This window comes from Pseudoalteromonas sp. DSM 26666, assembly GCF_900116475.1.
Classification (GTDB): domain Bacteria; phylum Pseudomonadota; class Gammaproteobacteria; order Enterobacterales; family Alteromonadaceae; genus Pseudoalteromonas; species Pseudoalteromonas tetraodonis.
The window spans coordinates 1-25,233 of sequence record NZ_FPAR01000013.1; the positions used below are offsets into that span (position 1 = coordinate 1).

Genomic DNA, 25,233 nt, shown 5'->3' on the forward strand with positions numbered 1-25,233 from the left:
GGGGTTCGGGGTTCGGGGTTCGGGGTTCGGGGTTCGGGGTTCGGGGTTCGGGGTTCGGCAAAGTATTTTATAAAGCGGGCTAATTGATAGCTCGCTTTTTTATTATGCAGAATTTAATGGTAGGTTACTTTGAGCAAAAGCGAACAATTAAAAATTTTAATGTCTGAAGCCCTGATTTGATAATCCTTTTTTTCTTCACCACTTTACTTCATTACTTTGTTTAAGCCATTTATCAAGTACAGTCTCTAATTTAGCTAATTGCTCTGTATGTTTCTCTTGATTCTTAGCTAACTTAGCTATGTTTTGTAGTTTCCAGCGTATAGCTGGCAGTTCTGCTGCATCAGGATAGTCAAACTTTGTCCAATCAGGATCCCCTTGTTTGAATGACAACAAAAATGAGTGATCTCTTTCTGTGAAATGAGCTTGTAATGCAGCTACCATTGCAGGCCTTATAGAAGTTAAGTCTTTTAACTCAACGGGTTTAAAGGTCATGCCATCAAACTCAGCTCGAAACTTCACATCAAGAGGTTGCCAGTTAGGAGCCATAACCTCATTGATAGGTCTTGGGTGGCTTAGTACATAAGTAATAAATCCAACAAATATATCTCGAGAAATACCTTCCTCCGCAAGTAGCATACGAACATCAAACAGATCTCGAGGGTGCTGGCGATCCATTGCTGCACATAGTTTCCCCCCATAGAGATCGGGCAGACTAACGACTGGAACCTCGGCATAACCAAACTCTTCTTCGACTGATTCTTGCACAGGTAAGCTATCCGGCTTATGCAACGTACCTCTTGCGACCGGAGAGACCTCGATTTTAATTGTTGCGTTAGAACTGGTAACAACTATACGCAGCTCATCTACTTTTTGATCCTGTAACACAGCACTCGTATCTGGTTGAGTATTAATTAAATCGGTAATGCGTTGCAGCGCAGCTTTTACATTTGCTAGCGCTTCATCTCTAGGCTCCAGAGGAAGATAAGCAAGGTCAATGTCCACGGACAGGCGTGGAAAGTCTCTTACAAATAAATTGATAGCTGTACCGCCTTTAAGTGCAAATGAAGGCTCTGTCGCAACTACTGGTAACATTCTGATCAGCAATGAAACTTGCTTGTAGTAAGGGCTCTCTCTATCCATTGTTTGGCTCTTGTTGTTTTACACTTAATATTTCTGGCACAGTGATTTGATAACGCTCATCAAATCGCCCTTGCTCTACCACCTGACGCTTTCCTGAACCTAATGCAATCTTTATTTCATCAATGCGCTGAATCCATTGATGGCCATGATAATGACTCAAAAACAAAAACACTCTATTGGTTTGAACCGAGCTACTACGTTCAAGAAGAGATTGCACTTTTCTAGGACTCAGATTTACAAGCCCTTGAAAAAGCTCTGCTGCATGCTCAAACGAAATTTGCTTCCCGATTGCATCAACAACTTCGTAAGCTGCAAGCTCAGGACAACTCGCTTTTAGCTCTTTTCCTTTAACCGTAATCATTTTTAGGTCTTTTTCAGGGACAACTTCAAGCTTATGGTTACCACTATAAAACCAATTTTGATTGGGAAATTCACGAAACCACTTAGGTAATGATTGTTTGTTCTTCACCCCAATCCAAACTTGTTCTTTGCTTAGCTGTAAATAGTGGCCCAGACCTTGATGAGTCAAGCTGCTTAACCCTGCCAGATGAACAGGATGGTTTAACTGTATGTTCATTGCTTGTAAAACTCCTCCCCAATCAGGCTTAACATCATCATTTGCGCTTGGGCGATAATAAACGCCTGAAGATAATTTTCTCAGCCAACCACTCTGCGCATATTTTTGAGCTAAGGAGTAACTAATTCCGTTCTCAGTCAGCCATTGCTGTAGAACAAGGGCTCCTGGATATGTATGAGCAACCAACCAGTTTATTTTAGATGACATTTTTATACCTAAAGTATGAATATTACTATTTTAGCAAACTCTTGGTTTATAATATTTGGAATTATAACACTTTTAGTGTTAAAAAAAACAACTGTATAAACTTAAATAAGGAGGAAGGTTACTCCTCTTAGAGGCAGGGCTAAATGTTCACAAAGCTATTACGATGGTGAGCTCATACTAAAAATAAAAGGCTTGTGGTTCGCTGTTAAAGCCGTTTTTTACAGTGTATTCGCACAAGGCATTATTCATGGAAAGTAGAAAAGGCATAACCTAAAGCTAGAACGTATTAGGTAAAGCTCCTCATTATCCAATAAAAGCTAAAGCTATCACTCTTAAATAAAATTGCAGTTAAATACAATATTTCAAATAGCTAAAGCGCTTAACTGAGCTTTAGGTCATATCAAACACCAGTACAAAGCCAAAAATTACCTATAACTTACCATTTGCCAGAATGGCAAAAAGGCTCTTACTTGGAGTTTTGTAAATAACTGTACTGAATAAAATAATAATCATCCTCACTTTTGTAGGCAATTATAAATAGGCGTTAATATAAGGTAATGTTCAGCCTCATAGTCATAAATATTGCTATATTTTTTATTGAGCTATCTTACTATGCAATATACGCTGTTTTAGGTTGTTATACTTTCACCTCAGAAGTAATCTTCAATAAGCTGATAGACAACCATTCTCGCCACTTAAATAGACCCTAAAACTAGATGAAAAAACAGGAGTTGTAATGAAAATCGTATTTATGGAAGATTCTTTTTATGATAATTCAATAGCATCTGAAACTGGCTCATTTGCTAAATGGGTGAAGCTTCAGCACCCTGAAATTGATATTGAGCTACCTACAGACAAAAATAAAGTTGAATTGCATGATTACTCTTTAATTATGCCGATAGTTAACTTAGCTTATGCTCAAAATATTCCAAATTATTTAGCCCTTGTTCTAGAGTACGCAAAATACAGATTTGCAGGTTCATTAAAAGGTGAGAAAAATGAAATTAATATTCAAGTAGATTACGAAGATAAGAATAAAGGAATTACAAAAAGGTTTTCATTTAAAGGCAGTGAATCAGCCTTAAGTAAAAGTGTTGAAAATTTCGATATAAACAAGTTTATGGACGAGTAATTTGTATTTTCTTAAAACAAACTCATTTCACTATCCTGATAGTGAATGTATCTCAATTAAAATATTAACATTTATTAATGAATGCGACTTTAGTGAGGCGATAGAGCAAGCTAATGCCTTTTTAAGCAAACTAAGCTACCTTAAAGCCAATTCTAAAGTAGAAAAAGTGAAAAATGATATTTTCATTTCCGAGCAATTTATTAAATTACTTTTATATGTTGCCAAATATTGGTTAGCTATAACAGAACAAAAATTTTCTGATTCTTGGTTGGTTTTACAGGATATTTTGGACTACTTGAGATCTATTAAAAAGTTCCATAAAGAAAATAATTTAACAGTTAGCTTCCTTGAAGAACAATTCATTGCTTTGGAATCGTCTTATCCTTACCGACTATTTTCGAGTGTAGGAATAGTTGTCGACCATTATAACTGCAGTGTTTGCGGATTAGATATAGATTCATTTGAATGTCTTCACTTAAAAGGTGAGCTATACAATGGAGATATTGCATACGGGATTGCGAATAAAATATTACATTTTGATCATTTAGCATTAGTAGAGAACCCGTTGGATAAACGTTGTGCCATACCTATAGAGGACAATTCTGAACTGTTTAGAGTCCAAAAGAATATGTCTAAATACATTGATAAAGGTAAGTTGCTCCCATTTGGGTTTAAGAATATTGAAACCATAAGTTATAAAAAAAACAACCCAGATTATATAGATTTGCCACGCAATACATTGTGTTTTTGTGGTAGTAATATTAAATTTAAAAAGTGCTGTATCTCTAAAAAAACGATAGAGCATAAGCATTTTGAATTCATTCATAGTCAATTGATTATCTAAAAAGAGACTAGGTCATTTGGCTGAAATTCGGTAATGATTAAATCACCGATATCAATATAGTTCAAAAAACATGGAACTATTATTTCAACTAGTAATACAATTTCATCTTAGTGATAATTTTTAGCTCATAAATCTCTCTCGCATTACCTTTAAAGAATTAGCAATGACCGCTTTATATTAGAGTGTGTAGCACTTCGAAGTTAAACTCGGGATTAATATAAGCTAATGGTATAAGCTGTCAAAAATACAAAACAAATTATTTACATATTTTAAAATAAGGAAGTAGTTAATGATAAAACCTGTCATTGAGGGCAGTCGAGGGAAGAAATCGTGTCGCAAGTTTGTAGAGATAGCTGAAAGCTGGTTTGTTAAGTATATTTTTAGACCAATATTTTTCTTATTCCCCCCGATACTACTGACATTTTCTGTTACAAGGAAAGGAATACAGCAAGATATTATAGATTTATTTGGGCAATTTGTTGGTACTTTTTTAAATAATTCTGCACTCGTAATAATAATTGGTGCATATCTTTATGTTGTTATATTAAAAGCAATATTTGCTGCAATTAAAAACTACTCTATGCCTGAGAAAGAGTTAGAAGCCGATGATTTAATTGCTCTGATAAAAGCTATAGATATCGTAGTTGGTGACAAAACAAAAAGAATGGGAAATGAAGCAAAAAAAATAATTAATATGACTAATGCTTGTTCTAAGACTACATTTAATCAAATAACTAGACCAGATCAACAAATCCCTTTGTTGATTGCTGGTTTAAGGAGTGTTTTCGAATACATGGATGAACAACAAGCGACTTTCAGAGTTGGTCTAATTCGTGTGATTAACAAAAAACCTGATGAATGGTTTTCATTTGACCCTGCTTCACTTCCACCACGAACACCTGCAAATAAATTATCAGCGCCATCAAGTACAGTAAGTCATGCAATAAAATCAAAATCAATAGTTGTAATTGAGAATATTCAGAAAGAATTAGAAAAAAAGGCCAAAAGTGACCGAAGGTTCATGAAGGGGAACATACAAGATAATGAAAATGGCTCGCAATTATCTTATCCCATAATTCATCCAGCTACTGGTGAGGTTGAATACGTTATTACTATTGCTGCAAATCGTGAAGATAGCCTAAAAGATAAATATAAAGAATTATACTCATGGATAATAAATCACTTCGCCGTTCGTATAGCAATGGAACATAGCTTGTTACTTATGAAGGAAAAAGCCGCATGAACCAAGGGAAAAATACACAAGAAAAAGTGAATATAAAAATTAAATTCGTTTTGGATGAATCTTCAAATGATGCTGCCAAAAAGCTTAATACAGAAAAGTTTAAACAAGAAGTTGAAAAAACAGCAAAAAAAATTGTTCCAAATAAATCAGGGAAGTAAATTATTAACAAATAGCAAAGTAAAGATAGAATTAAATAAAATTGTAGCTATGAACGTTCTTACTCTAAGCTTAACGTTAATTGCACCCAAAATTTAGACAAGCTAGCCTGGTGATATTACAAGATGCTACATATGTGCTACACAGGAAGTATAAAAAAGCCAAAACAACCGTAACTCATTGATTTTATTGGTAGCCCCTACAGGAATCGAACCTGTAACTGCCCCTTAGGAGGGGGCCGTTATATCCATTTAACTAAGAGGCCACATCGAGCTTACAGCTTACAGCTTACAGCTTACAGCTTACAGCTTACAGCTTACAAAAATTATAACGGCATCTGGTTTTTTATATCAAGCATCAAATTAAGTTAATTGCTTGATAAATATATATCTTCTTTATTTAATACGTAAAGCGGTATAAATGTTCGGCTGCTGGCTGCTAAGCGTTTGCTTTGAATATCAATAACGCGTGCGTTTATTTCTACGCCGTCCTCTCTATAAATAAGGGTGCCTGACAATACATGGCTGGCTATACTGGTACCAGCAAGTTTGCGAGTGTTTCGTGTAAAGGCAAAGTCGCCTTGCTTATTTACGGTAATTAAATTGGCTGTTTTAAAATCAACGGCGCTATAACCAAACTTTTGTAGCTGATGTATAAAGGTTTCTGATAACTGATTACCTAACTGGCTTGCTGTAGTTAAACTTGCGTCTAAATCAACGAACGAAGTCACCGCAATCGCTGCATCTTGCGGGGCTACTTGCATGGTGTCGGTTAAATCAAGTGCCATTTGCTCAACGTAATTAACTAAGCTTTTGTGGTGCTTGTTTGGGTTAAATTGCGTTGTATCAGCATATTGCTCTTGCTCGTCATTGCGCTGCATTTGCGCCATGATTTGGTTAAAATCAAGATCACTTACCACTGTTTGCTCTGGCTCAGATTTGGCGGGCTCGGTCGCGGTCGACTCGCCCATTAAATTACAGCCTGAAAGTAATAATGATAATGCACTTATGCTAATTAAAGCTGAGCGCTTAGCTAAGTTAGCCATGATAAACCTCACTTACTCGCTTGTTTTAGCATAACGCCATCAGCACTGTTACTGCTATTTAACGCGTCTATCACTGATTGCGGAATAAAGCCCTGTGCAGAGCCTACAACGGCTTTGCTCGCTAAACCAACAATACGTGCGTTTACTAGTATGCCGCCTTGGTGGTTTACTAGCGTGCCGGCTAATACGTAACTAAAGTTCTGTTCTTGATTAAGCTCTAAGTAGTCGCGGCTAAACACAAAATCGCCACCCGGTGTTACGCGCATATAATCGGTGGTTTTAAAATCGATTACCGGCACACCAAAATTATGCAGCTCATGCATAAAGCTCTCGGCTATTTGATTGCCCACTAAGTTGGCATTGTTGTAGTCACGATCTAAAAAAACAAAGCTCGATACCGCCAATGGCGTTTTAGTATTTACGTACTGTAAATTTTCAGCCATGTCTTGCATGATCCCACGCACATAGTGATTAATATTTTTGCGTGTTGGCGTGTTAACTTGTTTGTTTTTATTCATCACTGCTGTTTTATTTTGATACAGCGAGTCGCTTTGTGTAGGTGCGGCTACAGGGCGTTGCTCAAAAAACATAGGCGCATCGTCGGTGATTTGTGTGTCACTATGGTTTGTCATTTGTGAACAACCAAAGCCTAGTGGCAAACATAAAGTTAATAGTAGGCGTTTCATGTGTGCTCCTAATTAATATTCACTGCGGTAAATGAAATCACCGCGCTGCTGTATTTTTTCATTGCTCCACATCACATTGATGGGAATTTCAGTACTGCCGGCAGATACAACTTGGTTGGTTTGCATATTTACCATTCGTGCATTAACAATATAAGCATGCTCTTGGCGGGATAAAGTACCGGTGATGACAAAGTCAATAATCTGACGCTGCTTTAAGTTGCCAGTATTGCGACTTAGTACTGAGTCTGCATTCGCTGATAAGTTAAGTTGGTTTTCAAGCCGATATTCAACCGTGTTATAACCTAATTGGGTAAATTGGGTTATTAAGCTTTCCTGAATTTGCTGGCTAAGCCCTGCCCCTTGCCCTTGAGCAATTTGTGAATCTAGGGCATCTGCTAAATAAAAGCTACTGACCGCAATTGAAGCGGTGCTTTTAAAAGGCTCTTTAATATGGCTAAGCTGGGCACTTAAGCTACTTACGTACTGGTTCACCGTATAAGGTGCCATAACCGCTTTAGGCGCATCAGTGCTTATACTCGGCTTTGGCTGAGGTGTTAAACTACAGCCCGCTAAATTTAATAATAGTAAGGGTAACAAAAGGCGCATAGTTGCCATCCTCTAAAAACATAATAACAACAAAGCAATTATTATGCCGAATACCCTTGTCACATATTTATTTTAAAGGCTGCTGGATGTAATGACTCACAATGCAGTTGATTTGGCGCTGTTTAAGTTTATCGCAATCAGCAGCCGCATTCGCTTGTTCCTGATAAGCCCCAAGCTTTAAACGGTAGTAAGTAACCCCACTTACATTAATAGTTTCTACATTCGCCACAAATTCACCCTGAAATAATGAAGATGCGCTGGCTTTTATTTCATTTAAACTTTGGCTAAGTCGGTCTTTGTCGGTAACGGCTGCAACTTGGAGGGCAAACAGCGCTTTAACGGCTTGTTTTTCATCAGCTGCTGCATTCGTTGCCACTTGAGCTTTTTGTGCTACTTTTGGTGATAACGTTTCAGCTGAAGCTTTAGCTGTTGGTACTACAGGCGTATTTGTTGATGCGGTGTCTTGATTTGCCACCGCATTTAATTGGCTTATTAATAGCTTTAAGTCTTGTTCAATCACTAATAGACGCTCAACCCCCGCTTTGGCTGCTTGCCACTGCTGAGACGAGGCTTTTAGCTGCGCTAACTCCTCGTCAGAAAGGCTTGCACTGGCTTGTTTAGGCTGAGGCGACTCTACTGCTGTTTTGGGACTACTGCATCCAGATATAAAAAGAACAGCAATACAGGCATTTAGTATTGAGTAGCGTTTATATAAATTAGCATGTTGCATGGTTAAACCTTATTGTTATTAGTGGCTAATAAGTTGCGCTTGGACTTGGCAGTTCAAGCCCTTCACTTTTAATTCTGCGCATACTTGTTCAAGCTCTCCTTGGGCAGACTCGGCATAAGCGACGGCTAAAATATACCGTTTTTGTTTATCGTCTTTAATATAAAAAGCATCACGCTTTGATTGCTCATTTAGATGGCGCTTAATTAATTGATAATACGCTTTCATAATCGGCAATGATGAAAACCCACCCGCATTAGCAATATACGCTGGCGTTTGTGTTTTTTCTTTCAGTTCAAAGTCAACGCCCATTACTACTTCACCTTGCGCTGGTAAATTCACCATTACTTGTTGCGTATCTTTTAAGGACTTACGTTGCTTAAACTCATCATCTATAACCGCTTTATATTCGCCAGGGCGTAAATCGGTAAACAAATAATAGCCATCATAGGCAGCTTGAGTTTGCGCCACTTCCTTACCTTGTTTATCGAGTAATTTAACGGTAGCAAAAGGCTGCACTTCACTACTGCCTTGCTCATCTCGTTTGTAAACAGTTCCCTCTAATTCACTACTGTGATTAAGCGGTATTTCCATATATTCAACAAAACCGGCACGCGGTGTAATTGAAAAGCCATCGTTGGCGGCAACTAAAAAAGGATCGCTAATACTGCCAGGCTCAATCACTATGTCGGTGGTTAAGTTAGCCGACATACCCGATAATAAAGCCATGCCGTTTTTATCAGTAACAGCTCTTCGATAGTTTTGTAGTCCTTTAACTTTTACGCCTTCTAAATTTTGCTCACCATCGTCATAAATACCATTATTATTTTCATCAAGGTAAACATGCACTATTAGCGAACCCGACTGCACTAAGCTGCGCCTGTTTATAAAGTAGTCATTATTTTTACTGTTAAACCCTAAGCTAAAGCGTCCAAATAAGCCAATGCGCCAATTGTCATTAGTGTCGTAATTAACCTTGCTATTTAAACTAAATAAATCTGTTTGCCAGTTTAGTCCTAGCTCAGCAAACTTAATCTCAGTTTGTAATGCATGCGTAAGCTTTAGCTCTGCTTGTAAATTTGATGTAAGTGAGCGGCTAAACTCGGTTTCATAGCTGGTAATTTCGCTAGTCGGCTCTAAAGAATAGTTGATGTTAAAACGCGTTCCCAAACGCCCAAAGCGTTTTTGTAAACGACTAGTGCCAGAAAAAAGATTGTTGTCGCTCCATTGTAGATTATTATTAAATGCATATCCGCCAGCGGTATAATTTAAAATATTACCAAACCTCACTATGCTATCTCTAACATCGCTATTGATGTAAGTCGCGGTGTTTTGATAACTTAATCGACCATAACTATTTTCCATTAAGTTACCTGAAAAAAACAATTCGTAATTTTCTGTGTCATTAAATACATTATTATTTTGCTGAACTTGGCCTTGTAGTTCAGAGGCTTTGCGGAGGCTGAACCTTACTGACTGTCCTAAAATTTCAGAGCGCGTAGAAAGCTTTAATTCTTTTTCTTCAAGGGTATTTTGTTCATAATCTAAATTAATGAGCACTTTGTTGAGTACACTTAAGTTAGAGCCAAATGCATAGTTAGTTAGGTTTTCTGCATCATCACTTTTTAGTGCAGAAACTCCCGTATAAACAGAGAAGTAATCAGTTATGCCTTTTTCGTAGCGCCCTGATAAAAGCCAACCTTCTTCACCTGCTATGGTATTGCCAGAATTTAATAACTGCTCTCCTTGCTGAGTAAGTGATAGTTCATAAAAACCATCTCCCCTTTCTAAGCTATTACCATCAATGAGGTATTCTTCAACTTTACGCTCCACCTCTCCTTGTGGGCCATAAAATATGAGCTCAAAAGTGTTAGTACCAAATAATAAGTCAACATTTTCAAATAGGTAGCGCCCATCAGGTAAGCTAAGCTGCTGATCGATCAGAATATTATTTCGATATAACTCTACATCCCAACCGGCTTGCACTGCTCCCGTTAAAGTTATTTGATTGCTGTTTATTTCTTTGTAAAGCGGTATATTATTTACTTTAACGCCGCGCGCATAATTGCTTTTAAAGCGAGTGCCAATTTGTGTTGCAAGTACATCACCAAACTCAATACTTGTCGCGTTGAGTGGGCCAAGTAAATTACCTTCAGCGTTTTCCCGGTTAAATGAAAGCCGTGAATCTTTTAATAAATCGCCATTGCTACCCGCTAAATAGTATTCGCTGTTAAAGTAGGCCAAATCTTGCGAACCTAATATGGCATAGTTTAATGTGTTGTCATTATTTGTTGCTGTGTAGCTTAGTTGTACATCAGCCACAGGTGACGACATTGCTTGATAAGGACTTGGTTTCCACGGTAGCGTGGGCGTTTTATCGGGTGAACTTGTGTATAAGGTACGCTGTTGCCGCTGTAGTTTTTTTTCTATGGGGAGGGTTACAGTTGGTGATAAACCTAATTTTAAGGAGCTATAATTAGCAACCATTCCTAATCCAAACCAGCGGTTTAACACTTCTATATCTATAAATATATCACCGGCATCTATATAGTAATCGGATTCATTAAGGCGCTGTTTTTCTGTGCTTAACTGCACCGTTTTATTATTAATATTTAAATTAAAAATATTATTCGGCGAAATATACCACCCTTGTGCCATTAACGAATCGCGTTCAACATTAACAGCAAAATTAAGTAACTCAAATAAACTACTTAGTTCAATCCATGCACCATTTTCATTTTTAATCGCAATTATCTCGCCTAAGTAATATTTATCCAAGTAAGTTGAAAAAAACAGTAGCTCACCAACAGGAATGCCTATGAGGTTTTGGTCTGTTGTTGCTGATGATGTATTACTTAACGAACCACTGGTATCGTTAACAGCATCAATTACAACAATTTTGTCCGATGAAATATCTTTAGTTGTATCAGAATTGTCCGCATTACCTTGCTTTTCTCTTAAGCTTTGCCATTTTTTTTCAATATTAAAAAGCGTGTTGTAAACAGCCTCATTATTTTGCTGCGCAGCAAACACACTAAAGCCCAATACCCATAAAGGTATTAGGCTTGCGTAAAAAACGGAGCGAGTAAGTAAGGTCAGTTTAGTAATCCTACTGAGTTTGTATTAATAGACACTGTTTTTTCTGCAAATATTGTATTGCGGTATTCTTTTAGCCCTGTATAAACTATTCGTAATTTACCCGGCCCTGTAATTGCGTTGTTTTCAAAAAAATTGAGCGTGAGTTCTGGCTGCAAAACCTCAGGATAAATACTTAAGCTGCCAACCATCGCCACTTTTACTTCTTTATCGCTGTTGTTTGCTTTGTAAAAAGCTTCTATATTACCGAAGGTACTGTACTCACCTTTTCTTTGCATTGAAACATGTAATGATTTTTTTCCTTGGTCATTACTTAGTGCAATGCTTTTTATGTCAACCTCCGGTAATTTTGACCCTTGGCGTAAAAGAACAGGAATCGAATAACTCAAAATAAGATCAATTTTAATGCCTATTGCCTGTGTGGCTTTTTTGTTTTCATTTGGTAGGGCTTGAAACAATAAGTGAGAGCGATACTCCTGCTCTGCTAAGTTTTGTGGCCTTCTTAGCACTAATTTTACTATTTGCCTTTCTCCTGGTGCTAAGCGCACTTGCGATGGGCTCATACGCACCATATTGCTCAGTGCAGTTGGGTGAGCTATACCCTCTTCTAACCTTGTATATCCACCTGCAGGTTTAGCTATTTTTTCTTCCCAGGCAAGACGATAAGTTTTATATTCTTTACTATTGTTAATAACAACGACCTGAGCAACTCGTTGACGTTCATCGAATGCAATTCGTGTAGGTGATATAAGTAAGTTAGCGTGTGTATAAAAGCTATAAAATAATGAAGTAAAACACACACTGAAAATAAAAGATTTCCATAAATTCATTGTTGTAATTCTCTTAGTAAGCAATAGTAATTTCAATTGTTGTACTGTATCTATCATCTAAATAAGGTTGGCCATTTCCACTCGTGTTTAACTGACCACCTATTTTTACAGTCGCCATACCATAGGCGTTTGTAGTAACAACAGTATTGGAATAGCTAATATTTGATAGCGTAAATGCATTGCCGCCATTTACACGAGACAACGCAGTAAACACACCCGCATCGCTAAAGCTTATTTGAACGCCAGCACCTAAACCTTCAAGTAATAACTCTGCAGGATGACCACTTTGCATTAAATAAATACTGTTGCTGGTACTTCCACCGTTAGGGAGGAGTGTTATTGACCTGATGCTTGTATTGTCAGGAATGACTATAGTCCCAAAATTAAGAGGCTCAAGAACGGTTACTTGAGCCAAACTATTAGCGCAATAAAAAATACATGCAAATAATATATGTTTATTCATAAAAATACCTGCCTATTTAATAAGGCAGGTAGACACCTATTAATAATCGAGTGTTAATGCAAATGTACCTCTGTACTCACCATCAATATAAGCACTTGTAGTTACAGCGGCATCTGTGGTTAGCGTAGCACCCATGTTAAAAGTAGCTGCTCCGGTTGCGTCAACTTGAAGAGTAGTCGTGAATAAAGCACCAGTACCCGCACCACCGGTTAATAACCAAAAGGTAGGTGTACCTATCGTAAATTTAGGAGTACCTGGAGGCGCAGTAACCGCATTAACATTGCCAGTTATTCCTGAAGAGTCAAGAGTTAGAGTTCCAAAAGGAGCAACACCTGAGACAGAAAATAATGCTCGTTCTCCACGAACTAATTCAGCAATTGACGCGTTAGTTCCATCTGTAGCCACTGGATCTGCACCAGGATTTGCAGGCATAACGATTGTAGCAGTTGTGGTACCAGCAGGATCTGCAGTCGCGCGAATAGTACCAAAGTTTAAACCAGCATCATTGGTAAAGGTAAATGCATTTTGCACAGTTACGCTTGCTTGGACATCTGCACTTTCTAAAGCAGTTGCATTAAAAGCGAATAACGATACTGATGCAGCTAATGCTGCTTTAGTAAATATTTTGTTCATAGTTTTCCCTTAGATATAAGTTGTTAACCTTTTGTTCAGGTTAATTTAAGTATCGGCCAAAATCACTAAAAAGTTAGAAAATATTTACTTTATTTTGATTTATAATAACAGGATGCAAAAATAAGCGAAAAAAACCTTAAACATCCTCTGAAAATGCCGCTAAGGTACATTTATTACCCATCTTATAAAAAAACAAACACAACTGCGCCGCCTGTTGTTGATTTTTTAGCGGACCGGCTACAACACTATAAAACGTAGTTGATTCTTTTTGTTGCTCATTAATGCGGTATTGCAAAATACTGTTTAATTGAGGGTATTGCTCTTTTAGTCGCTGCACTTGCCTTTTGGCCCCATTAGAAATTAAATAGCGACCAATTTGCACACCGTAAATCCCTTCGTTTGTACTGGTAGTATTATCAGCTAAAGCGTTTTCTGATGAGGGTTGTAAAGGTTGCTTAGAGCCATATTCAACACGTTTTACCTTCTCTTTCATCGGCTCTGGTACGGTATCAATATCTGTTTGTGCAGAAAGCGCTTGAATCAATAACGATAAGTCTTCTTCCATGGTGCTTAAGCGCGCTATTTGCTCTTTGTTGTTATCCCATTGCTCTAGGTAAGGTTTTATATCTTTTTCACGCACAAGCTTGTCGCTTTGTGAATCTGAGGGCATTAGCTGGTTGCTGCAACCAGCTAATGCAAATGGTATTAATAATGTTATTAAATGAAGTTTCACTTTAGGCACCCATTACAAAAGACTAGCTATCTAAAGCTATTATGCAATAAAAGCGCCAAGTAATACTGTTTTATAACCTGATTGGTCCGTCAGTGTAGTTACTCACAAAACAGTCAACTTTATAAAATTTAAATACTTCGCAATCATCCTCTGCACTTTTAAAGTTAAAATACTCACCTAATTTTAGTCGATAATAGGTTTTGTTATTAACCTTTGCTTTTTCAATATTTGTCGTGATTTTGTCCTTAAACAAAGGCGCTGCTTTTTTGTTAATTTGCTTCCATTCTTTAGCAACACTCTCTTGTGAATCGAGTGACGCAACCTGCAATGCAAATACTTTTTTGTTGGTATCAACCATTGCCACTTTTGTTAGCTTCGATGTTTGAGGGAATACTTTTTTCTTCACGATTGAGTTCGTTGCTTTCACAGGCAAACTAACAGCGCGCTTACTGTAGCTTTTTGAAGGGGCTGTAATCATTTTTGTAGGCACGCTAGCATAGCGACTACTGTGTCGCTGATTGTATGGAGCGTCCCCTTTAGAGGATTTTGCGTAGCGATTACTATACCTTTGCCTTGGTCGTTCAACTTTATCTGAGGTGCTTGCGTAATTATTACCATACCTAAGATTTGGCGACGCCTTTGTGTTTATTACTGAGCGAGCATAACGATTGCTAACAGCCTGATTAGATTGCGCTATTGCTTTACTGTTAATAATATCTAGGTTATCAACTAAATATGTGAGCTCACGTTCTAACTTTAATAGCCGCTCTATGCCAGAGCGTGCTTGCTGCCATTGCAAGGCGGCATCTTTTAGTTGAGCAAGCTCAAGTGCAGTGATAGTTACATATTCAGGTGAATCTTTAACTTGTTCATTTAATGATGTTTTATCAGGCGATATCGTACAACCAGTACTTAATAACAACAGTAATACGACTAATAGATATCGGTGATACTTTTTGCTGTATTCACACATTGATTGTTTCTCTTTCAATAGTTTAGACCGCTCAATTAAGTCAATTTTCAATTGAATCAATAAAGCACGTTAACAACAAAACAACTTAAGTTAACATAAAGATTACAACACAATGTTAAATATGTCTGTATAACTGCAAAAATAGTGATAATTTAAAATACTAAAAAAGCTATTTTACAATCAAAAAAAGCGCCATATAGGCGCTTCTAATAATGATAAGTTTATTTAAATTAACGTTTTAATAAACGTTTTAAGCTCACCGGCGAATTCATCACGACGAAGAGCAAATTCAATGGTTGCTTTTAAATAACCAATTTTACTGCCACAATCATGGCTTCGGCCTTTCATTGCGTAGGCATCTACTTTTTCATCTTGCATAAGCATGGCTATTGCATCTGTTAGCTGAATTTCATCACCAGCACCTTGAGGGGTTTTAGCCAGTAATGGCCAAATATTTTTACTCAACACGTAACGACCAACCACAGCAAGGTTTGAAGGTGCCTCGTCAACGGGTGGTTTTTCTACCATGCTTTGAATGGGTGAGCTTTCACCTTGGTTTAACTCAACATCACCTAAATCCACAACACCAAATTTATCTACGTCATCTTTAGGGACTGGCTCAACCATAATTTGACTGTGTTTAGTTTGCTCAAAGCGAGTAATCATTTCAGCTAAGTTGTCTTTTGTTAGGTCACTTTCTACATCATCAATAATAACGTCGGGTAAAATAACCACAAAAGGTTCATTGCCAATAATAGGGGCGGCACAGTTAATAGCATGGCCTAGGCCTTTTGCTTCACCTTGACGTACATGAATAATGGTCACATCTTTAGGGCAAATAGACTGTATTTCGGCAAGTAATTGCCGCTTTACACGTTTCTCTAACGTTGCCTCTAGTTCAAAGCTGGTATCAAAATGGTTTTCAATCGAGTTTTTACTCGAATGCGTTACTAGCACTATCTCTTTAATACCAGCGGCAACCGCTTCGCTAACAACGTATTGAATGAGTGGACGGTCTACAACGGGCAGCATTTCTTTTGGAATTGCTTTAGTTGCCGGTAACATACGTGTTCCAAGGCCGGCTACGGGGATCACTGCTTTCATTATGCTCTCCTTATTTTTTAAACTGAAAATGGGTATTGAATAGCCTCGTGGCATTGATAACCAACCACCTCAAAATCATCACGTGTTACCCATGTTTCTATATCTTCGAGTGACTTAATCTCTGGATTAATTTTTAATTGAGGAGAAGCAAATGGCTCGCGCTTTAATTGCACATCTCGCATTAAATCTAGCTGATTTTCGTAAATGTGGGCATTGGTGATTTTATGATATGCCTTACCTGCTTTGTGGCCAGTAATTTGTGCAACCAGTGCCAATAAAACAAAACATTGAATTTGATTAAAGTTTAGCCCTAGCGGTACATCACAACTTCGTTGGTACGAGGTTAAATACAGGGTATCGCCTAGTAATGAAAAGGTATGCGTATGCATACATGGGCGCAAGCAGCCAAGCTCAAACTCACCTGGATTATAAAAGGTAATAATTTCACCGCGATCATCAATGCCATTTTTTAAATTATTGATGGCCTTTGCAAGTTGATCCAGTGTTGAACCATCAGGGCGTTGCCAGCCTCGTCCTTGCACGCCATAAACGCGCCCCATATCATCCTCACCTTTACGATTAGGATTATTAAGCCAGGCACTATTTTCATTGGCATTAGCATCCCAGGTTTTACAGCCTATGCTACGAAACTGCTCAGCACTGTCATAACCTCTTAAATAACCTAATAATTCAGCAATAGCCGCTTTGTAATAGCTTTTTCGCGTGGTGATCATTGGGAACTGATTATTAGCCACATCGTATTCTAAATCAGCGTTTATAACCGTTAAACAACGTGTACCGGTACGCTTGTTTTCAACCCATTGTCCTTGGTCAACAATGCGCTGACATAATTCTAAATATTGTTTCATCTAACTTCTTCTTTTAAGCTTTTGCCGCTGTTTTTGATTGTGGTTGTTTATAGGCCCAAATAAGTAAGCCTAACCCGCCAATTATCATTGGTAACGATAGAATTTGCCCCATAGAGATAAAGTCGGCAAATAGCCCCAATTGCGCATCTGGTTGGCGAAAATATTCAATACAAAATCTAAATACGCCGTAACCCAGTAAAAACAAACCCGACACACTTCCCGCAGGACGTGGACGCTTAATAAACCACAATAATATGACAAACAATACAAGCCCTTCAAAAAAAGCTTCGTAAAGTTGTGAAGGGTGGCGTGCAAGCGGGCCTCCAGTTGGAAACACCATTGCCCACGGAACATCAGTGGTACGCCCCCATAATTCGCCGTTAATAAAGTTACCTATACGCCCAGCCAGTAAACCAACAGGCACTAAAGGTGCTACAAAATCACCGACTTGTAATAACGATTTTTTACGCTTGTAAGCAAAAATAGCAATTGCAGTGATCACCCCAAGTGTTCCACCATGAAACGACATGCCACCTTGGTCTATTCTAAACAAATATAAGGGGTTTTCGATAAAATAGCTAAACTGATAAAACAGAACATAACCAATACGCCCACCTAATATAACGCCCAGCATGCCGTAAAAGAGTAAATCGCTGACTTCGTCTTTAGTCCAACCTGAACCGGACTTACTAGCTTGGCGATTCGCAAACCACATCGCAAACGCAAAACCAATTAAGTACATTAATCCATACCAACGAACGCTAAGTGGCCCAATAGAAAAAATTATTGGATCAATTTGAGGAAACTCCAGTGCCATAAAAATAAACCTTTAGCTAAAAACCATTTTAATAGCGATGATAACAAGTAACATCGCGAAAACTTTCTTAATTGTATTCACAGGTAAGTAATGCGTTGCTTTGGCGCCTATTGGCGCTATAAACCATGAGGTAACAACAATCCCTAACAATGCAGGTAAATAAACAAATCCCATAAAACCATGCGCTAAGTCAGTTACTCGCCAACCGGCGCTGACATAACCAATAGAGCCAAAAAAGGCAATTACAATACCACACGCAGCAGCGCAACCAATTGCCTTTTTAATATCAACCGAAAAATAGTGCAACATAGGCACAAGTAATGCGCCACCGCCAATCCCAATCAACCCAGATAGTGCCCCCATTATCGCACTAATACTTCCTAGCACGGGGCCTGCAGGCATCGGGTGACCTACGCTCACTTTATTACGGGCAGAAAGCACCATTCTCATAGCAATAAAAACCACACTCACTGCGAACACGGTTCGTAACATTTTCTCAGGTATAAAGCTGGCAGCAAAGCCGCTAATCAAGGCGCCAATGGCCACACCCGACATTACCCAAGGGGCAATTTTCCAAGGCACATTATCATTTTTATGATGAGCTAACGCTGAAGAAGTCGAGGTAAATAAAATAGAGGCTAAAGATGTCGCAATAGCGATAACTAATACATGATCGGCAGCGGCCACATTAAAACCCAGTAACAAGCTCGTTAGCACCGGCACAATGATTAAACCACCGCCTATGCCTAGAAGTCCTGCTAAAAAACCAACAATGCAACCTAATAACGCACAACTTGCAACTAGAAGTCCTAGTTCATACATAGTTATCTCTAATACATTTAAGAATATGTATATTTTAATTGATTATATAAACAATAACAGCTCTATCATTTAGGTGTATAAAATAAATTACCTAGCTGATGCTCTATCATAAAATTACGGGTTAAACGCAACACTTGTTTAGCATTGGGCTGTGCTAAACACTCGCTCAGTAATTGTTCCATGTCACTAACATTTAAGCGCCTAAGCACCCATTTCACTTTATTTAACGACGATAAGTTCATACTTAAACGTCTATAGCCCATGGCAATGAGTAATATTGCTCCCTCGGGATCGCCGCCAAGCTCACCACATAAACTAAAGGGCAATTCATAGTGCTCACATTCGCTGGCAATATTATTTAATACACGTAACACAGCTGGATGATAAGGATTGAATAAATCGGCCACACGGGCATTTGCTCTATCTACCGCTAATAAATACTGAGTTAAATCGTTACTACCCACTGAGCAAAAATCGACTTTTCTAGACCACTCTGGCAGCATAAATACACTTGAAGGTACCTCAAGCATAATGCCAATATCTGGCTTTTCTATTAATTGCTCAGGAAATGTTTCGCTTAACTCATAATAGGCTTGGTTATACAATGCCAGCGACTCTTCAACTTCATCAGTGCCACTGATCATAGGCAGCATTATTTTTAAATTACCTAAGCCAATATTCGCTTTGAGCATGGCTTTGAGCTGATCTAAAAAAAGCTCAGGATGATCTAGGCTAATTCTAATACCACGCCATCCTAAAAACGGGTTTTCTTCGGTAATATTAAAATAATCTAAAACTTTGTCGCCACCAATATCTAACGTTCGCATAACTACGGGGTTAGGATAATAGCTACTGAGTACTTCGCGATACCATTTTTCTTGTTCTTGTTGCGATGGAAACTGCCCTTTTTGCATAAACCACGCTTCGGTTCTGTAAAGACCAACACCATCACAAATATGGGCACTATTTTGTTGCGTATTAAGTTCAAGCCCTGCGTTGAGCAATAAACTAATATGCTCCCCGTCCAAGGTAATTGCAGGCAGTGATTGCTCTTCTAAAAAACGATTGTTGAGTAAGTTATCTTGATGTTGTAACTCGGTATACTCATCAATAAGCATTTGCGAAGGCGAAATATATAAACGCCCAGCAAAAGCATCTAAAATCATTTCTTTGTTATCAAACTGCAGTAACGGTAAATCTTCAATACCCCAAATTGCAGGCACCCCCATTGCTCGCGTTAAAATAGAGGCATGGCTATTAGCTGAACCATTAATGCTTACCACACCTGCTAAACGCTCATTTGGCACTTCGGCTAACATCGCAGGAGTTAATGTGTGAGCGATGAGGATTGTGTTTTCAGGGTAGTCTTTTATTGCATGCTCAGTGTTCACTAAGTGATGAAGCACCCGTAAGCCAATGTCTTTAACATCAACCGCACGCTCTTTAATATAAGGGTCTTGCATTTCATTAAACTGTGCAACTAAACGTTCAATCACAATTTTTAATGCACTTTTTGCACACCAACCTTCTTGTAATTGTGCCTCTACATTATGACCTAAGCTTTTAGCATCCAATAATTGCTGATACACATCAAACACCGCCAACGCCTCTTGCGGTATGGTATCGCTTAATGTCATCGATAAAGTGCTAAATTCTTTGCGCGTTGCAGCAACCGCTTGCGTGAATAAACGGCGTTGTTCATTCACATCACTATTTTTAGTAAGCTCTATGGACTTAAAATTAAGTTTAGGAATAACAACAAAGGCTTTACCAATACTAATGCCTGGCGCACTAGACACCCCTTTTAAAACCGATGTTTGATGAGACGACTCATCTTGGCGCAATACTTCTTTTATTTCGGCATGCGCAAGCTGTGAAGCTAACTGCGCTGAGAGCGTAATTAAAAAAGACTCTTCATCTTGAGAAAATACTCGAGCCATTTTCTGTTGCACAACAATAACGCCTAATACCTTTTTTTGATGAACAACAGGCACAGACAAAAAAGCGTTGTAGCCTTCTTCGTTCACTTCTGGGGAGAGTTTAAAGCGAGGATGCGATTTAGCAAACGCAATGTTAATCGCCTCTTCGCGCTGAGCAACTAGCCCAACAAGTCCTTCAGTAAAGCCAATTCTAAATTTACCCACCGCATCGGGGTTTAACCCTTCGCTGGCCATTAGTACAAAGTTATCTTGACTGTAATCGGCAAAATAAATGGAGCAGCACTGGGTATTCATGGCATCTTTTACCATTTTCACAAAGCACACTAACGCATCGTCTAAATTCGCTTGTTGCGAAACAGACTCAGCTATCGATCTGAGTGTTGCCAGCATACACTGCTCCTTTTTATGTAAAACTACCTTTTGCTTCGCCAATTGTCTTTTTGTTGCTCTCGCTTATTGAAGGGCATAGCAAAAGGAGCAAACTCTTTCATAACACGTCGATAAACATCCCGTTTAAACGATACTACCTGCCTTACTGGATACCAATAACTCACCCACCGCCAATCATCAAATTCAGGATGGTGCGTTTTTAGTAAATTTACATCTTCATCTTTACAGCGTAACTTCAGTAAAAACCATTTTTGTTTTTGCCCAATACACACCGGACTTGAGTCGCGGCGGATTAATCGTTTGGGTAATTTATAGCGTAACCAATGTTTTGAGCTTGCAACTATTTCTACATCTTCTGGTCGCAAACCTACTTCTTCGTGTAATTCACGGTACATAGTTTGTTCTGGTGTTTCACCATCATCAACACCGCCTTGGGGAAATTGCCAAGAATGTTGACCATAGCGTCTGGCCCAAAACACTTGCCCCTGATTATTGCAAATTACAATTCCGACATTGGCACGAAAACCTTCGGCATCAATCACCTTAGTGCCTCATTTGTAAGTCGATTTTTTATGATTGTTCCACATTAGCTGCAATACGGCAAATACTATTACGTACAAGCCCCGTTAACGTCCTCGGTTAAGGCAAATTAATAGCGAAATCCATTGCATGTGAATAACAAACAACACTGCCATGTATAAATACATAAAAACCACACTGTTTGTGCTGGTTACTCACAGCTTGTGCATAACTTTTGTAAAACACGCTCATTTAGCAAACAAATCCACAATACAAGATCTAAAAGGTGATGTTCTCCACAGAATCTGTGGATAAACATGTTTATACATCTGTATTTATCCTTACAACATTTATAGACCTTAATTAAAACTGAACACTAAAAACAAAAAAAACAATGCAGTTCAGTTACTTAGTTAAGCTTGGCGTTTTAAAACAGTGCATAAAATTGCACCACACACAGCACGAACAAAATTCAACCAACCGCTAAAGATATCCACTAACACACTAATTTGCTATCATGACGTTGGTATTTATTCAACTAAAATAAACAGTATGCAACCTTTAAAACCTCATTCAATCAATCAATTAATGCAACGTGTCGATGCTATTGCAGGACTCACACTAGGACAACTCGCACAGCAGTACCACTTTAAAACGCCAGATGATTTATTGCGTGAAAAAGGCTGGACAGGTCAACTGATTGAGTATGTATTAGGCGCAAGTGCTGGGTCAAAACCGCTACCCGACTTTGAGGATTTAGGCATAGAGCTCAAAACATTGCCCATTTCATATAAAGGCAAACCATTAGAAACCACGTTTGTGTCGGTTACCCCACTAATGAATGTAACTGGCATGACCTGGCACACAAGTAGCGTACGTAAAAAGTTGAATCATGTTTTATGGCTACCTATTTTAAGTGAGCGCGATATTGCTCCGTTTGATAGAACCATAGGCAGTGGCTTTTTGTGGCAACCCTCCCCCGCGCAAGATGCGCAATTACAGCGTGACTGGGAAGAGCAAATGGAGCTTATAGCGCTTGGTCGGGTAGATGAAATATCAGGGCATTTAGGCGACGCCATGCAAATACGGCCAAAAGCAGCTAATAGCAAAGTAGTTACCGATGCCATAGGCCCCAACGGGCAAATTATACAAACTCTGCCCCGTGGCTTTTATTTGAAAACCAGTTTTACAAAAGAGATATTAAAACAGCAGTTTCAGTTGTAATTATTTGTCGGTATTAATTTTTGCACCAAATAGATTCGCGTAACCAAAAAGGTTTTTCTCGCATCCAAAGCGTACAAATCCACTTTTCACCTAATAATACGGGTTTTCCACTATGTACTGAGTTTTTATCTACCTGATTACCAATCATATTATTAAATTTAATTACTTGTCCTTGCTTGGCTTTAACACTTACATTCCAGTCTTTAAAAGCGGTTTCTCCACCTTCAAATCCGTCATTTAAATTTATAATACGTGTTCGCCGTCTTTGACCAAAAAAATTAAGTTCTTTTTTAGCATTTTCATTTGAAGGTGTAATAAAATCATAGTGCCATTTGTATTGCTGACCTTGAGTATAACGATAAATAATCATAGGCTCAGCATATGCTAAGTCAGCATAGTCGTCTGAACATATGATGCGCTGTAATATAGCTATTAAAATATTATCGACTGGTAATTGTGTTATAAGCTGCTCATTGTCTCTGATGTCTATAACTTTTTGTCTTGTAGAGTTTTCAGCATACACCCCAGCTAAATTTAAATTATTATTAGCAAGCTTTATAATCTCCTGCGCTAATTCATTCGTTAGTTGCGTTTCTAATGTTGTCACAGGTAATGATTGTTCAGAGGATTGAATATTCAATGGCATAATTAAGCTACTCCACAACCCTATTAAATCGGTTTCAATACCCTGCTGTATAGTCTTAGGAAGGCCTGATATATGTTTTTCAAAGTTAATTGTTACTTGCGGATCAGCAGTTCGGATTGGCCAAAAGTGAGATAAAACCTTAAGAGCTTCAATTTTATGATACTTAGCTAAGCATAAAACAATGGCTAGCTCCTGAGAAGAAGTTGATGATGAAACCGCATGACATAACCAATAGTGAACAAATTCAGGAGCTGTTAGCGCAAAAGACACTATTTCTTGTTTTGGAGGAAGCGTGCCATGATATTTGGCATTTATGAGGTGAGTAACATAGTTATTTTTCATAATCATTTTATTGTTATTTTTAATACGCCCCTAAAGTAACAATAAATTTACAAACAATAAACCACCCACCTGTTATATTTGCATTTATGATTAAAAATCCCCGCATAAGCGAGGATTTTTATAATTTTAAACAAATTAAAGAATTACTGACCTTTAACTTCTTTTAAACCATTGTACGGTGCTTTAGCGCCTAATTGCTCTTCAATACGAAGCAATTGGTTGTACTTAGCAACACGGTCTGAACGGCTTAATGAACCTGTTTTGATCTGGCCTGCAGCTGTACCAACCGCTAAATCAGCAATGGTTGCATCTTCAGTTTCACCAGAGCGATGAGAAATAACGACTGTAAAACCAGCATCTTTCGCCATTTTGATTGCCGCTAACGTTTCTGTTAGTGAACCAATTTGGTTAAATTTAATTAAGATTGAGTTAGCAATACCATTGTCGATACCACGTTTTAAAATCTTAGTATTGGTTACGAATAAGTCATCACCCACTAATTGGACTTTATCGCCCATTAGTTTAGTTTGATGAGCAAAGCCATCCCAATCAGACTCATCTAAGCCATCTTCAATTGATACAATTGGGTATTGCTCAGTTAAGTCTTTTAAGAAGTAGTTAAACTCTTCAGAGGTAAACTTTTTACCTTCACCTTTAAGGTCGTAGATATTTGCTTCTTTGTCATAAAACTCAGAGGCAGCACAATCAAGTGCAAGGGTAATATCTTTACCAAGCTCATAACCAGCATTTGCAACAGCCACTTTAATTGCTGCAAGTGCTGCTTCGTTTGATGCAAGGTTTGGTGCAAAACCGCCTTCGTCACCAACAGCTGTTGAATGACCATCCGCTTTAAGCACTTTTGCAAGGCTGTGAAATACTTCAGCACCCATACGCAATGCTTCACGGAAATTAGCAGCACCAACTGGCTGAACCATAAATTCTTGAATATCTACTGAGTTATCAGCGTGCTCACCGCCGTTGATGATGTTCATCATTGGTAGTGGCATAGAGTAAACACCTGGCGTGCCATTTAAGTCAGCAATGTGCTCGTATAGCTCTACTTTTTTAGATTGTGCAGCCGCTTTTGCGTTAGCAAGTGAAACCGCTAAAATAGCATTAGCACCTAGTTTTTCTTTATTTTCAGTACCATCTAAATCAAGCATTACTTGGTCTACATCACTTTGAGCAAGTGCATTTTGACCTTTTAAAGCCGCTGCAATTTCATTATTAATGAAACCTACCGCTTTTAATACGCCTTTACCTAAATAACGAGTTTTATCACCATCACGTAATTCTAATGCTTCGCGAGTTCCTGTAGATGCACCTGATGGTGCAGCAGCACGGCCCCATGAACCATCAGCTAAATATACCTCAGCTTCTACAGTTGGGTTACCACGCGAGTCCATAATTTCACGACCGATTACTTTTACGATTTCTGACATCTTGATTCCTCTATATTCCCAAAATGG

25 protein-coding genes and 1 tRNA gene are annotated in these 25,233 nt (G+C 38.3%); 5 read left to right on the forward strand and 21 right to left on the reverse strand.

Translation table 11 applies throughout. From position 1 onward, the window contains the following. Positions 1–195 precede the first annotated feature (195 nt). A complete protein-coding gene (locus tag BM380_RS16765; RefSeq protein WP_064662645.1) occupies positions 196–1,140 on the reverse strand; it encodes a nucleotidyl transferase AbiEii/AbiGii toxin family protein in 945 nt (314 codons plus the stop codon). After that, positions 1,133–1,924 carry a type IV toxin-antitoxin system AbiEi family antitoxin gene (locus tag BM380_RS16770; protein WP_064662646.1) on the reverse strand — a complete coding sequence of 264 codons (792 nt, stop codon included), beginning with the start codon at positions 1,922–1,924 and terminating at the stop codon, positions 1,133–1,135. The genes BM380_RS16765 and BM380_RS16770 overlap by 8 nt, the downstream gene beginning before the upstream one ends. Before the next feature lie 736 nt (positions 1,925–2,660). On the opposite strand from BM380_RS16770, the gene BM380_RS16775 reads away from it, so the two are divergent. The 4 genes from BM380_RS16775 (at position 2,661) to BM380_RS18350 (ending at position 5,301) form a co-directional block, all read left to right on the forward strand. Beyond that, positions 2,661–3,056 (forward strand): hypothetical protein, encoded by a 396-nt coding sequence (locus BM380_RS16775; protein WP_090495289.1) that lies wholly within the window; start codon positions 2,661–2,663, stop codon positions 3,054–3,056. A 1-nt stretch (position 3,057) separates the two neighbouring features. Then, a complete protein-coding gene (locus BM380_RS16780) occupies positions 3,058–3,900 on the forward strand; it encodes an SEC-C domain-containing protein (RefSeq protein WP_090495291.1) in 843 nt (280 codons plus the stop codon). Between the two features lie 289 nt (positions 3,901–4,189). Further along, complete coding sequence (locus BM380_RS16785) at positions 4,190–5,143, forward strand: hypothetical protein (protein ID WP_090495292.1); 954 nt, start codon at positions 4,190–4,192, stop codon at positions 5,141–5,143. Continuing rightward, on the forward strand, positions 5,140–5,301 hold the full coding sequence (locus tag BM380_RS18350) for a hypothetical protein (protein WP_175527474.1): 162 nt from the start codon (positions 5,140–5,142) through the stop codon (positions 5,299–5,301). The genes BM380_RS16785 and BM380_RS18350 overlap by 4 nt, the downstream gene beginning before the upstream one ends. A 188-nt stretch (positions 5,302–5,489) precedes the next feature. Here BM380_RS18350 and BM380_RS16790 read toward each other — a convergent pair. From BM380_RS16790 to rppH, 17 genes are all read right to left on the reverse strand, one after another. Further along, positions 5,490–5,564: transfer RNA gene (locus BM380_RS16790), tRNA-Arg, on the reverse strand. A gap of 102 nt (positions 5,565–5,666) precedes the next feature. Then, a complete protein-coding gene (locus BM380_RS16795) occupies positions 5,667–6,344 on the reverse strand; it encodes a FlgO family outer membrane protein (RefSeq protein WP_090495294.1) in 678 nt (225 codons plus the stop codon). Between the two features lie 8 nt (positions 6,345–6,352). Next, positions 6,353–7,030 (reverse strand): FlgO family outer membrane protein, encoded by a 678-nt coding sequence (locus BM380_RS16800; protein ID WP_090495295.1) that lies wholly within the window; start codon positions 7,028–7,030, stop codon positions 6,353–6,355. 12 nt (positions 7,031–7,042) lie between these two features. Further along, positions 7,043–7,636: a FlgO family outer membrane protein gene (locus tag BM380_RS16805; protein WP_090495297.1), complete on the reverse strand. Its 594-nt coding sequence runs from the start codon at positions 7,634–7,636 to the stop codon at positions 7,043–7,045. A 67-nt stretch (positions 7,637–7,703) separates the two neighbouring features. Further along, a complete protein-coding gene (locus tag BM380_RS16810; RefSeq protein ID WP_090495298.1) occupies positions 7,704–8,366 on the reverse strand; it encodes an SPOR domain-containing protein in 663 nt (220 codons plus the stop codon). 18 nt (positions 8,367–8,384) lie between these two features. Beyond that, positions 8,385–11,396, reverse strand: coding sequence for a carboxypeptidase regulatory-like domain-containing protein (locus BM380_RS16815; RefSeq protein ID WP_090495300.1), 3,012 nt, complete (start codon positions 11,394–11,396; stop codon positions 8,385–8,387). A gap of 62 nt (positions 11,397–11,458) precedes the next feature. After that, positions 11,459–12,346 carry a fimbrial biogenesis chaperone gene (locus BM380_RS16820; RefSeq protein ID WP_244186360.1) on the reverse strand — a complete coding sequence of 296 codons (888 nt, stop codon included), beginning with the start codon at positions 12,344–12,346 and terminating at the stop codon, positions 11,459–11,461. Next, the gene (locus tag BM380_RS16825; protein WP_090495303.1) at positions 12,303–12,752 is read right to left on the reverse strand and encodes a DUF4402 domain-containing protein; all 450 of its coding nucleotides are present in this window, start codon (positions 12,750–12,752) and stop codon (positions 12,303–12,305) included. The genes BM380_RS16820 and BM380_RS16825 overlap by 44 nt, the downstream gene beginning before the upstream one ends. A gap of 39 nt (positions 12,753–12,791) precedes the next feature. Beyond that, entirely contained in the window at positions 12,792–13,385 is a 594-nt protein-coding gene (locus tag BM380_RS16830) for a hypothetical protein (RefSeq protein ID WP_090495305.1), read from the reverse strand. Between the two features lie 136 nt (positions 13,386–13,521). Beyond that, positions 13,522–14,118 (reverse strand): SPOR domain-containing protein, encoded by a 597-nt coding sequence (locus BM380_RS16835; RefSeq protein ID WP_090495306.1) that lies wholly within the window; start codon positions 14,116–14,118, stop codon positions 13,522–13,524. 70 nt (positions 14,119–14,188) lie between these two features. After that, entirely contained in the window at positions 14,189–15,091 is a 903-nt protein-coding gene (locus tag BM380_RS16840; protein ID WP_090495308.1) for an SPOR domain-containing protein, read from the reverse strand. A gap of 225 nt (positions 15,092–15,316) precedes the next feature. Further along, positions 15,317–16,195 carry a UTP--glucose-1-phosphate uridylyltransferase GalU gene (galU, locus tag BM380_RS16845; protein ID WP_013465615.1) on the reverse strand — a complete coding sequence of 293 codons (879 nt, stop codon included), beginning with the start codon at positions 16,193–16,195 and terminating at the stop codon, positions 15,317–15,319. Between the two features lie 17 nt (positions 16,196–16,212). Beyond that, positions 16,213–17,064 carry a thymidylate synthase gene (locus BM380_RS16850; protein ID WP_090495309.1) on the reverse strand — a complete coding sequence of 284 codons (852 nt, stop codon included), beginning with the start codon at positions 17,062–17,064 and terminating at the stop codon, positions 16,213–16,215. Positions 17,065–17,077: 13 nt separating this feature from the next. Further along, positions 17,078–17,881 (reverse strand): prolipoprotein diacylglyceryl transferase, encoded by an 804-nt coding sequence (lgt, locus tag BM380_RS16855; protein WP_064663050.1) that lies wholly within the window; start codon positions 17,879–17,881, stop codon positions 17,078–17,080. 12 nt (positions 17,882–17,893) lie between these two features. Beyond that, entirely contained in the window at positions 17,894–18,703 is an 810-nt protein-coding gene (locus tag BM380_RS16860; RefSeq protein WP_090495311.1) for a sulfite exporter TauE/SafE family protein, read from the reverse strand. A 65-nt stretch (positions 18,704–18,768) separates the two neighbouring features. Further along, the gene (gene ptsP, locus BM380_RS16865; protein WP_013465619.1) at positions 18,769–21,033 is read right to left on the reverse strand and encodes a phosphoenolpyruvate--protein phosphotransferase; all 2,265 of its coding nucleotides are present in this window, start codon (positions 21,031–21,033) and stop codon (positions 18,769–18,771) included. Between the two features lie 23 nt (positions 21,034–21,056). Further along, entirely contained in the window at positions 21,057–21,575 is a 519-nt protein-coding gene (rppH, locus tag BM380_RS16870) for an RNA pyrophosphohydrolase (RefSeq protein WP_013465620.1), read from the reverse strand. A 529-nt stretch (positions 21,576–22,104) separates the two neighbouring features. Between rppH and mutH the strand changes: the two genes are divergently transcribed. Further along, positions 22,105–22,776 carry a DNA mismatch repair endonuclease MutH gene (gene mutH / locus BM380_RS16875; RefSeq protein ID WP_013465622.1) on the forward strand — a complete coding sequence of 224 codons (672 nt, stop codon included), beginning with the start codon at positions 22,105–22,107 and terminating at the stop codon, positions 22,774–22,776. 13 nt (positions 22,777–22,789) lie between these two features. Here mutH and BM380_RS16880 read toward each other — a convergent pair whose 3' ends face one another. Next, complete coding sequence (locus BM380_RS16880) at positions 22,790–23,764, reverse strand: prolyl hydroxylase family protein (protein WP_013465623.1); 975 nt, start codon at positions 23,762–23,764, stop codon at positions 22,790–22,792. A 143-nt stretch (positions 23,765–23,907) separates the two neighbouring features. Next, entirely contained in the window at positions 23,908–25,206 is a 1,299-nt protein-coding gene (gene eno / locus BM380_RS16885; RefSeq protein ID WP_013465624.1) for a phosphopyruvate hydratase, read from the reverse strand. Between the last annotated feature and the right edge of the window lie 27 nt (positions 25,207–25,233).